Genomic DNA, 11,915 nt, shown 5'->3' with positions numbered 1-11,915 from the left:
TTAGGATAATATCTATTTGACTCTGTAACCGAGCCTGTAAAATCTGTTGATGTTTCTTTGATTAAAAGGTTATTTCCCGACTCAAAAAATTTCTGCCCACTGGACTGTAAAATATTTGAATTCCCAACATTAAGCTGATTGGTGTTATTCACAGACTTCATCCATAGCAATTTTAAAGGCTGGTTCCATGGATCAACAATGTTACTATGGGTAACATATTCAAGATTATTTAAAGTTTCAGAGGTTTCTATCAGAACGTTACCTGAATCATATTTCTCTGTTTTTTTTACCAATCCCATTTTTTTTATTACACTGTTATAATCAAATGAAAATGCTGAGGTATTGCGATTCGTTCCGTAAGTAAGGTCAATTTCGTCTGGGGTAAGGAAAGTGTATTTAATTGAAACATTTTTTAAAGAATCAGTAACCTTTACATTTTTATATAAAATCATCTCTTGATCATTTTTAAAATCATCCCCTTCAGAAGTTATATGCCCAGTGTAAGGAACATCATATTCCGGAACATCCAAATAAGAAACGCCACTACTCCTTGAAGGGTCTGAAAAAAGATTATAATCAAAGCCCAATACTTTTATTGGTAATGAAGAATTACTTTCATAGGTTTTTATTTTTTTTATCCTACCTCCTTTTGCATATCTGTAATTTCTACTGAGTTTTTTGATACCAAAAACTTCTGCTTTACCATAAACATAAACTCCAACATTAAAAATGAAATTAGTATTATTCCCAATATTCAACTGATGCACAAAATCACATGTTGCGAGGGTATTAGAATTAATATATTTAGATCGGCTGATGGTATCACTTACTACACTTGACTTCTGTACTTTCCAATTAAACTCATAACTAGGATGTGGATAATTAGATTGATCCGGGTAGTCATAATTGATTTTAATTAAAAATTTAGAATAATTACCTGGGTTGCTTATAGTAAAGGGATATAGTTTAGATATTTTCGTGTCAAAATCTACTGTAGCTAATTTATCAACTTCAAAATCCGCAAAATTCTCTTCAGGAGTATTTACTGTAACTGAATAAGGCGTAATTTCAAAAGTATTGGGTTCATATTCGTACTCTATTTTTCCTCCTGTTGGAAATGTAATTGATTTTAAGAAGTCCGTGCTAAAGTTAGCTGGATTAATACTTTTAAAATGATAGAAATTATCATAGTCTATATGACAGGCATCAAAACTGTTTAAATAACCATATTTATCATAAAAATCATCATCTAAAATAAGGTTTGGAGCATAATAAGAAAATTGGTGTTTGTTTAGTTCATTATTATTTTTATCCTTCTGAATAATTTCATATAAAAACCTTCTTCCTGTATAAACTGAAGTAGAATAACCAAAAGAATATTGATTAATTACCTGATTACTTTTGTTTTTTAAAACTATACCATTTAATAAATAATTGTCTGAAGTAGAAGATTCCTCTAATGGTTGCTTCGAATAGGAAAAAGTAATATTCCCAATATTCGCAATATTGATTTTATTTAATTTATTCCTTACAATTTGTAACCCATCGGTGGTGATTGTTTTTGTACTGACATCGTATTCATAGTCAACAATAATGTTGTCTTTTTCGTCCAGAATTTTAGTTAGATAAAACGCACTATTGTATAACTTTTTTTTGGCGGGAAGATAAATCCCTGCACCATGCCCTATTGGGGATGATTGGGGATTTGAGTATTCATATCGATACGAGATATTTTTTTTGTCAAAAATATACTTAAATCCGTTCCCATCAATTATTTTAAAGGACGCAAAGATTGAATCAGATTGTTTTTGAATAATGATTTTATTTTTAGAAGGATAATCTTCAACAGCTTTAATTTCCCCACTTGTGTCATACTTGATATAAAATCGACCTGCGCCTCCTGGGAAATTATATTGGTATACATTCTGAGTGTTATCATTCAGCCCTAAATATAAATATTTAGTGATCACCCCTCCGGAAGTAACATTCCATCCTAATCCCACATCACCCGTCATTCCATGTACAGAAGCATTATCAGTATTATAGTCGAGGGCTACATTTATTTTTAAATTCGGTTTACTCGTTGGTACACTCAAAAGAGGCAATCCAACATTTGTTTTTCCTTTGGAATAATCTGTTTCATAATTTCTTGAAAAAGATTCTTTTTGATATTGGAAAACTTCACTTTGTGCAGAGATCAATATATTTCCTAAAAGAAAAAGAGCAAAAATGATTCCTAATAAATTTTTATTCTTCATGGTTATTTTTTAATCAATTTAGCATTCGCCGTTTTATTATTATCAGTTTTCACCACCACAAGGTAAGCTCCCTGAATAAGTGCCTGTGTATTAACCTTGGTCACCGTATTCTTGGTCTTCAAACTCTGAAGCTGTCTTCCACCCATATCATACACCACAATCTCAGCCTCTTTGAAACCTTGTCCTGAGCCTGTCGAAGGAAAACCTATTTCCACATAAGCATAATCAGTCACAGGATTTGGATAAATCTTAATATCCTGTTTTTCGATCAGCTGGTCAATCTGCTTATCTCCCAGCTTTACAATCTTCCAGTTCTCTTTTCCTAATTCCTCGGCACTGGTTCCTGCTAAAATAATAGAGCCATCCTTGTTTAGTTTAATATCCGAAAGTCTTTCCTCTCTTTTTCTTGATTCTCCTTTCACATGTTTTCTCCACTCTTCATTACCATCCTGATTCAGGTACAACATCCAGAACGTTTCATCATCATTTTCTATTCTTCCTTCTGCCTGGGTATAACCGCCCAAAAGAATACCTTTAGACTTCCCGCTTCCATCTTCCTGCTTCCCGCTTATCACACTCATTCCCATTAAAACATCCTTGTTTTTAAAGTTGTAGGATTTCTGCCAGATTTCTTCACCTCTTTCATTAAGTGCGATCAGCCATAAATCTGTTCCCTCTTCAATGCCAACCGTTTTATTTCCTGATCTTTCCGATCTTGATTCGCCGCCGATTAAATATCCTGTAGATGTTAAAGCCAACGTTCTTAAATGATCATCACCTTTTCCACCGAAATTCTTTTCCCATTCTACTTTTCCGTCTTTACTGAGCTTTATGATCCAGTAATCTCCTTCTCCATAGTTTTCAGTTTTTTTGGATCCTCCTGTATTACTTCTGGAATAAACACCCAGTAAAGCTCCACCGTCTTTTGTTGGGATCATTTTTTCAACTTCATCCAGTCCTTTTCCACCTAAAACAATTTGTGACAGTTCCTTCCCATTTTTGTCCAGTCTTATAATTAAAACATCTTTGGAGCCATAACCTTTAGCCGAATTCTGAACATTTCCAGCCACAAAAAAACCTAAATCTGTAGTCTGAATCACTGATCTTGCTTCTTCATCTGCCTGAGTCCCGATTGTTTTCTGCCAGATTTCGTCTCCAAACTCGTTTAAACAGATCAACCAGAGGTCTGATCCCCCTTTGGAGTCCTCTTTTTTATCCAGTCCTTTCCCGGAATAAGAAGTCCCTGCTAATAAGCTGCCTCCCTCTTCAGTGGTAACAGTTGCAGATAAAAAGTCATGGTTCTTTCCTGAGAAATATTTTTCCCAAACCTGTTCTCCTTGCTGATCAAGTTTTATTAAATGGAAATCGTAGCCATTGTTTTGTTTTTGGTCCTTGCTCCCTGAGCTTGCCGAAGGGTGAATACTGCTTCCTGTAATCAGATACTGCTGGTCTATGGTTGTGGTGACCTGGCTTAAAAAATCCTGGGTCGAGGATTTAACGTCCCGCTGCCAATGAATATCCTGAGCATACGATATGCCCAAGGCCGTGCATAAGAATAATGCACCTAAGTATTTTTTTTTCATATTCTGTTTTGTTAAAGTTGCGAACTTATACTATTTGTTTGTTTTTTACAATCCGTAAAATCCCCATATTTTGGATAAGGATTTTAGGGAATTTTTTATCCTGAACGATTTTGTATTTTCATTTTTTTAAAGTTTAATATCATCTATTTTCATTACAACAAAGATATATTCACACAGCGACAAAGTATGTCGTATTTTAATTTTTGCCTTTGTACAATATGATAAAATGAGAAAGGCATGGAGCAAAGGTCAATCCGTTAGAGAGGTACCGCTAAGAACCCAACAAACCAGAAAGACCCCGCCCATGCCCGTATGGATACATGGGCGTAAGCCTGTCATTTTAAGGTTTGTTTCTGAAAATTAGCGGTTTTCTCTAACCTAAATAACAGCTTACGCTTTGTTTCGTTAAAATTATTGATGCTAATATATAAATATTTTCACAACTGCTCATGAAAATAAACATACAAAATTGCTATTGGGGCAGGATTCCCAACATGCGTGGAGGCATAAAGAAACCCGGCAAAAGGATTTATTAAAGGGAAAGCAAACTTACAGCTGTTTCTCACGTGTGAAAGATAGGGGAATATAGATTTGAAATCCTTTCATTACCTGTACATATGCGACAGATAGGGAGATAGACGGCTGACGTTCTCATTTTCAGGGTATTTTTTGAATAGATGATAACCTAAATTTTTAAGGAACTTTGGAATAAAAAATTACGAAGACAATTTAATCCCCGGCAATAGTGAAATATTTAAATTAGTTGGAAAATAAGTCAGTCCCAAAGATCGATAATTATATTTTTCAGAACATTTATCCCAAATATAATAATTAATTTATGGCTTTTATTCTGTAAGAGAGGATATGCATGATCATTTGTTAATTTTAATACTCATCCAACTCTATTCTATTTTTTTTCAATAACGAACAACATAATGATAGTTTTGAAAAATCCATATCCCACCGTGGCTCATTTCTATTCATTACAATCAATGTTTCATCATTTAGGTCAAAAGGTTCTACAAAGCAATAATAAAGTAATCGTCCTACGATTGCCCTAATAATCTTACCCTCATTATTTAGCTCACAATATAGATAGTAAGGTGTATTTTTTCTATTGATATTAGTTTGTGAGAGAATCTTTTCTTTCACAAGCTTTTTTTTCCCAATGGAACTCCATCCGCTTAGGCGTTTCACTCTTCCTTTATTGGATATTACATATTGGTCTTCAAAACCTATTATGGGTATTGGCTTCCAATATTCTCCGGGAAGATCCCCTATTGATAGATTCATACATGGAGGTGGGTTACTTTTATTAATCCTGGGTTTTCCAAGGTTTTTCCATAGGGTTTCATTAAATAATTTTCCCGAAGTAGTTTTTATTCCTTCTACCTGAAAATCCTCTGTTCCTGGTGGATCACTTTGTAAAAACCATCGAAATGTTCCGGCCGTCAAAAAAACTTTATTAATTACATCCATAATCCTTTCGCAGGAAATACCAAGCTTTTTCCCCGCTGAATAAATACTTTCAAATCGGGCAACCAGTACACCCTCAACATTATATTGACTGACAGGCTGCGAATATATAGTGTGTATATTTTTAGCCCTATCTGATTGGTACATTCTAATATTTTCTTCTCTCACTGAAATTTTCTCCAGGTTCCTGCAATGCACATAAAACCTATTGGTATCTTTTGCTACAATAACAACAGTACGGTCATCCATATCGAATTTCTCAATAAAATGATAATACACCAAACGTCCTAAAGATTTTGTATGGGCCTTGCCTTCCCGTGAAATTCTACATTGTACATTGTAAGTATAACTTTGAAGATAAATATTAAAACTTTTAGAGAAAAGAGGCTGTAAAATCAATGCTGATAATATGTACTCATGACCAAGTGCAGACCGAAACAAACGCTCACACCTCTTCACTCTTCCATAGTTGGAGATTTCATAGTTCTCAAAACCGTCAATGGGTTTCCACTCTTCATCAGGAAGATTTTTCAGTGACTTATTATAAAGCACATCCTTTAGGTATTGATCTTCTAATTCTGAAAATGATTTCATAATCACCTTTTAAGATTATATTTTTACTTGAAAATTCTATCTTGAATTTAAGTTGAATTTTGCTAATATCAAAGTTGGTTGCCTATAAAGAGGATTGTTTTAGAGGAATTGATTATTGATATTATATACCAAATAAACCATCTCAAAAGGATAATATACGTAAAAACCCAAATAAACCATTGGGTTATTTTGGGTTTTGTTTGGGTTTCAAAATTTTATGTATTTTCAAAATCAGTTTACATTTTTTATTTGTAAATCGGTTTTACTTTCCTTGGTGTCTAACTGTTCCCAATAAGAATACATCTGCTCCGATAAAGTATTATTATCAATACCAATATAACCCAAAAATTCTGTTTCGGTTTTATGTCCGGTTACGCTCATAATGATAGCGGTAGGAATTTTAGAATAATACATTGTGGCAAAGGTTCTCCGGCATATGTGGGAGGAGGCCAGGTCGTGCATTGGGTAATATCCAAATATATAATGCTTTTTAACCTCATCATAAACCCTTCCGTATTCCTGACGGTCAATACCTGCCAGCTTACAGATTTTTTTCAGGTTATTGTTGAAAATAGTTTTCGAGCTTTCCAAATTCGCTGAATACTGTGGAGGAAAATTTCCATCCCTTTTATCAAGGACTTTTCTTACTTCTGTATGGATCGGAACCAAAACAGGTGTTTTTGTTTTCTTTTGGCTTAGGTTAATAAACTCCTTTCCGTTAATATTGACTATTTTTTCCGGTGTCATTCTAAATAAATCAGAGGCCCTCTGTCCGGTATAACAGCCGATAATCAGCCAGTCCCTTGTTTGTTCCAGTCTTTCATTAACAATTAACAACTCTTGTATTCTTTCAAGTTCCTCTATTTTGAGGTAAGGGGTTGGGGTTTCTGTGGTAAATCCCTGTATTTCGCTTAACTGCTCATTCACCTGAATATTATCAATTTTAGCATCTTTAAAAATAGTTTTGGTATACTTTAAATATTTGCCTACAGTATTATCACTCAAATGTTGTCCTCGTAAAAAAGTAACAAACCTGTTCCCTACGGCAATATTATAATCCGAAACTTTCAATCTCTTTTTTTCCGTCTTTAAAAAGTCCTGAAACTTTTCTATAATGGTAAGGTGCTTTTGTTTGGTTCTTATTGTTATTGGTTTTCCTTTATATTTTCTAAAAGGCAAAATTTCTGTTTTATAATGCTCCAAATAATTTCCGATAAAATCCAATTGCTCAAATTTCCGACCACCCGAATAATAAGCCTCAATAATTTCATCCAACCATTCACCATTGATAATTTCAGTATCGGTTCTTTTCCTGTACTGTTCTAAAATAAATGTTTCCAGTTTATTTAAAATGCTTATCTGTTCATTTTGTTTCTGTAAATCATCTTTGTTTAATGCAGTCCTTTGAATAATTGAACCCTTTTTTGCGTTCCAATTCTCGGGATTAACCGTTTCGCGGGTTTTACGTTTATACACCTGGTTTACTCCTACTGAAAATCTCACATAAATTGTTGAGTTGGGTTTCTTGGACTGAATAATAAATTTTATCGTTGCCATTTGTATGTTTTAAGTTTGAACAATACAAATATAATCATTTAGTCAATTTTTAGTCAATATCAAGTCAATTTATTTTAAACTCATCTTAATCAATTTAACTACCAAACAACATAAACAAAATATAAAATATTAATTATCAGCAATTTAAATATGGATTAAAAATAAACAAAAATAAAATAGATTTCAACCAATTAAGTATTTACAGTCCCTATGGGTCTACAAACCATCCTTCCAAGGGTGGTTTTTTATTTTCCAATCGGTCTTTAATTACATTTGATTTCAGGATATGTCTCTTTTTTAAAATAAATACTTAATTTGCCGTTTCTTTAATTAATTATCTATTTTGAAACATTTTTATCTGTGCATTCTCATTTTGTTTGTTATTTTTTGTAAATCACAGGTCCATGAGGATTTAAAACAAAATTCTTTTACATTTTACGGAGGAACTGAATATGGAAAAGTACTGGCTACTAACGAGCCCCTGCAAAATTATCCCGACAGACAATATATGGGTTATTCCTTTCAGGTTCTGAAACAAACTGACGGTAAAAAAGACTGGGAAAAACTTTATAATTATCCGCAGTATGGAATCGGGGTTTCTGCTTTCGATTTTCTTAAGAATAGACAAATGGGAAGTCCTTTTGCCATTTACGGGATTTACAATGCAAAGATCAGGCAATGGGGAAAACTGAAATGGTACCATAATGTAAATTTCGGGATCTCATTTAATTCCAACCCTTTTGATGAAGACCATGGATATTACAATACGTCTGTAGGTTCAAAAACCAATATGTTTATCAGCCTCGGGACAGGAATGTATTATGAACTGGGAAAACATTTCGATCTGGGACTCAACCTGAAATTCAACCATATTTCCAACGGGTCTTTGAAATTTCCGAATAAGGGCCTGAATAGTGTCGCTCCTCAGCTCAGCCTTGTCTATTACCCTGAGCGGGTAATCCCAAAAAGACCGGACTCCGTTTTTGTTGATTCAAAAAAATACAATACCCTTGAATTTTCTGTATTTGGAGGCCGGAAGAATATTTTCTACAGAGGGCTGCAACGTGATGAGCTGAAGCTGTATGAAGGTTATAATTATTCCGTTTATGGTGCAGAAGCTCACTATATGCGGCAATATTCTCCGAAATCGGCTTATGGCCTTGGCGTTGGAATTACGATGGACGAGCAGTACAATCATACCATGTATGTATCAGACAGTACACTTTATCAGAAGAAGCGTTTTTCAAATAATCAGCTTCTATTCAGTGTTGTACCCACCTATCGTTTAATGATAGGCAAATTGTATGTTAATGTCGGAGCAGGCTACTATATCTTTAAAAAGGAACGGAAATATGATACTCCTGCATTTTTTCAGAGAATAGCTTTGCAATATCAAATCACAGACAGGCTTTTTGCTTCATTCGGTATTAATGCTTATGACCTCCATATTGCCAACTACCTGGAATGGAAACTGGGTTATACTTTTTCTAAAAAACAAAGAAAGTAAGTTATTTAATGTCTACTTTTCTTCATCCTGCAATAAGGACTGATTGGGTTTGTAGAGCTTATACATTACAAACAGGAACGCTATCCAAACCGGAATCAGGATCACCTGGATCTCCATCCCCGTAAGACACATTAAGACTAAGATAGCCAGTAAAAACAGGATACAGATATAATTGGACACTGGATAAAATATGGAAGGAAACTTTGTTTTGATACCGGAATCTGTTTTACTTTTTCTGAATTTAAGATGGGTATAACATATCATCAGCCAATTGATGATCAATGTGGAAACCACCAAAGCCATTAAGTATTCAAACGCTTTTTCAGGAACTATTTTATTGATAATAATACAGATCCCGGCGAAACAGGAAGACACAATGATCGCATTGGTAGGTACGTGATTTTTGTTCAGTTTCATTAAACCTATTGGAGCATTCCCCTGCTGGGCTAATCCGAAAAGCATTCTGCTGTTACTGTAAACACTACTGTTGTACACCGATAAGGCAGCCGTTAAAACAATCAGATTTAAGACATTGGCAATTAATGAATTGAATTGAATCGTTTCCCCAAAATGCTAAATTCAAATCCGTTCAGATTCTGAAACACCATGACAAACGGGCTTGATCCTTCTGTGATTTCTCTCCATGGACTCAGGGAAAATAATATAACCAAGGCTCCTACGTAGAAAATTAAAATCCTGTAAATAACCTGATTGGTCGCTTTAGGGATTGTTTTTTCCGGGCTTTTGGCTTCTGCCGCTGTGATCCCGATGAGTTCCAGGCCACCAAAAGAAAACATGATCATGGCCATGGCCGCAAAAAGGCCTGAATATCCGCTTTCCGTTTTATTAAACCATCCTTTTGGAAAAAAGCCGCCATCATTCCATAAATTCTGGATATTTGCTTTATCTCCTCCCGTACCGCTTATCAACAGGTAGATCCCGAAAATAATCATGGCGACAATCGCCACTACTTTTATGATAGAAAACCAAAACTCGGTCTCACCGTATACTTTTACAGACGCCAAGTTCAGCGCATTGATCAATATAAAAAAGAATAAACTCGAAACCCAGAGCGGGATTTCCGGCCACCAGAAATGAATATAGTGACCAATTGCCGTGAGCTCTGCCATACTTACCAGGATATAAAGAATCCAGTAGTTCCAGCCGGAAGCAAATCCGGGAAAATTCCCCCAATATTTATAGGCAAAATAACTGAAGCTTCCGGATACCGGTTCCTGAACGACCATTTCACCGAGCTGACGCATAATAAAGAAAGCAATAATCCCTGCTAAAGCATATCCTAAAATAACAGACGGACCTGCTAAAACCGCAGCAGGACCGATTCCGAGAAATAATCCCGTTCCGATAGCACCACCAAGGGCAATTAACTGAATATGTCGATTAGTCAGGCCTCTTACCAATGAGGTCTCTTGTCCGGTTTTTTTTTCGTCGCTCATAGAGATGAATTATTTGCTAAATATATAAAAACTTAGCAGAAATCCCCTGCAGTAAGCGAATTTAAAAACCTATCTGATTGAATATTAGAGAAAATTTACAAATACTCCTTCGGAATCGGAATATTATTTTGTTTCATATAGTTGATAAGCTCACCGTATTTATTTTCATAATCATTCATTCCGCACTGATGCGAGATGCTGCAGATATCCGACGGTTTGATGTCTAAAATCCCTGAAATCTTTGTCAGGATATCCAGATTGATTTTCACCTTGGAGTTTTCAATATCCGAATATGCTTTCTGGGAAATCCCCATTTCAAAAGCCATATATTCCTGGGTAAGGTCTTTACTTCTCCGGATTTTTCTGATGTTTTGACCACATACTTTCATTGTGTTTGCTTTTAGTAGTTTTCGGTATATTTTAGAAGATGACCTACTAGCCTTTAACAAAGTTAATAAATACCTTTGGCAAAACATTACACACGTTACATGATATTTATTTCAACATCTGATTTGGTTAAAAATTTTATTCTAAAAAAGAAATAATATCATTCGGTACAACACTTTTGGATTATGGAGACGCAAAAATTTAATTATGACAATTCTATTGTCAGGGCATTCCTCTATGCTACTATCGTATTCGGACTCATCGGTTTTCTGCTAGGGCTTACGGCAGCATTAATGCTTTTCTACCCGGAACTTCCTGAATTTTTATTCGGAACTGATGATACCACTATCCAGAGTCTGAGAAGCGGAAACATTCAGGGATTAATTAATACACAGGGCGCAATGGGATTCGGCAGGATTAGAATGCTGCATACCAGTGCGGTTATTTTTGCTTTCGTCTGTAATTCATTTTTCTGTGGTGCCTATTACAGCATGCAGCGACTCTTAAAAACAAGAATGTACAGTGATACATTATCTTGGCTACATTTCTGGACATGGCAACTTATGATCGTTGCTACGTTTATCACCTTTTTATTGGGAATCAATACTTCCAAAGAATATGCAGAACATGAATGGCCGATTGATATACTGATCGCATTCTCATGGATTATTTTCGGGATCAATATGTTCGGAACGATTGCAAAAAGAAGAGTAAGACACTTGTATGTAGCCATCTGGTTCTATATCGCTACCTGGATTGCAGTAGCCATGCTTCATATCTTTAATAATTTAGAAGTTCCGCTATCATTCACCAGCTGGAAGTCTTATTCAGTATATGCGGGAGTAAAAGATGCTCTTGTACAGTGGTGGTACGGTCACAATGCAGTAGCATTCGTATTGACAACTCCGGTTTTAGGTTTGATGTATTATTTTATGCCTAAAGCTGCCCAGCGACCGGTTTTCTCTTATAAACTGTCTATTATCCACTTCTGGTCACTGATCTTCGTCTATCTTTGGGCCGGTCCTCACCACCTTCAGTATACAGCACTTCCTGCATGGGCACAGGCTGTGGGAACAGGTTTCTCAATCATGCTTAT

At 35.2% G+C, this 11,915-nt stretch carries 7 protein-coding genes and 1 pseudogene; 2 read left to right on the top strand and 6 right to left on the bottom strand.

Annotated elements, in window-relative coordinates:
• The 4 genes from AB8P06_RS20360 to AB8P06_RS20345 form a co-directional block, all read right to left on the bottom strand.
• On the bottom strand, positions 1 to 2,258 hold a 2,258-nt coding region (locus AB8P06_RS20360; protein ID WP_369844449.1), incomplete at its 3' end, for a hypothetical protein.
• A gap of 2 nt (positions 2,259 to 2,260) precedes the next feature.
• A complete protein-coding gene (locus AB8P06_RS20355; RefSeq protein ID WP_369844447.1) occupies positions 2,261 to 3,841 on the bottom strand; it encodes a T9SS type A sorting domain-containing protein in 1,581 nt (526 codons plus the stop codon).
• Positions 3,842 to 4,726: 885 nt separating this feature from the next.
• Entirely contained in the window at positions 4,727 to 5,911 is a 1,185-nt protein-coding gene (locus AB8P06_RS20350) for an NUMOD4 domain-containing protein (protein ID WP_369844445.1), read from the bottom strand.
• A gap of 231 nt (positions 5,912 to 6,142) precedes the next feature.
• Entirely contained in the window at positions 6,143 to 7,468 is a 1,326-nt protein-coding gene (locus AB8P06_RS20345) for a site-specific integrase (RefSeq protein ID WP_369844443.1), read from the bottom strand.
• A 343-nt stretch (positions 7,469 to 7,811) separates the two neighbouring features.
• Here AB8P06_RS20345 and AB8P06_RS20340 point away from each other — a divergent pair, with 343 nt between their 5' ends.
• Positions 7,812 to 8,975 (top strand): acyloxyacyl hydrolase, encoded by a 1,164-nt coding sequence (locus AB8P06_RS20340; protein WP_369844441.1) that lies wholly within the window; start codon positions 7,812 to 7,814, stop codon positions 8,973 to 8,975.
• A 12-nt stretch (positions 8,976 to 8,987) separates the two neighbouring features.
• On the opposite strand, the pseudogene AB8P06_RS20335 reads toward AB8P06_RS20340, so the two are convergent.
• Together AB8P06_RS20335 and AB8P06_RS20330 are read right to left on the bottom strand one after the other, a co-directional pair.
• A pseudogene (locus tag AB8P06_RS20335) lies at positions 8,988 to 10,432 on the bottom strand (amino acid permease).
• Between the two features lie 95 nt (positions 10,433 to 10,527).
• Positions 10,528 to 10,821 (bottom strand): helix-turn-helix domain-containing protein, encoded by a 294-nt coding sequence (locus AB8P06_RS20330; RefSeq protein WP_369844439.1) that lies wholly within the window; start codon positions 10,819 to 10,821, stop codon positions 10,528 to 10,530.
• Positions 10,822 to 11,004: 183 nt separating this feature from the next.
• Between AB8P06_RS20330 and AB8P06_RS20325 the strand changes: the two genes are divergently transcribed.
• A partial coding sequence (locus AB8P06_RS20325; RefSeq protein WP_369844437.1) for a cbb3-type cytochrome c oxidase subunit I occupies positions 11,005 to 11,915 on the top strand: 911 nt, incomplete at its 3' end.

This window comes from Chryseobacterium tongliaonense, assembly GCF_041224435.1.
Classification (GTDB): Bacteria; Bacteroidota; Bacteroidia; order Flavobacteriales; family Weeksellaceae; genus Chryseobacterium; species Chryseobacterium tongliaoense.
Note: the sequence above shows the minus strand (reverse complement) of the source record. Positions and strands in the feature narration are given on the sequence as shown.

What these genes read in the sequence shown, in the direction of transcription:
- AB8P06_RS20350 (WP_369844445.1), bottom strand. Translation starts at nt 5,911, where the DNA reads ATGAAATCATTTTCAGAATTAGAAGATCAATACCTAAAGGATGTGCTT.
- AB8P06_RS20330 (WP_369844439.1), bottom strand. Translation starts at nt 10,821, where the DNA reads ATGAAAGTATGTGGTCAAAACATCAGAAAAATCCGGAGAAGTAAAGAC.
- AB8P06_RS20355 (WP_369844447.1), bottom strand. Translation starts at nt 3,841, where the DNA reads ATGAAAAAAAAATACTTAGGTGCATTATTCTTATGCACGGCCTTGGGC.
- AB8P06_RS20345 (WP_369844443.1), bottom strand. Translation starts at nt 7,468, where the DNA reads ATGGCAACGATAAAATTTATTATTCAGTCCAAGAAACCCAACTCAACA.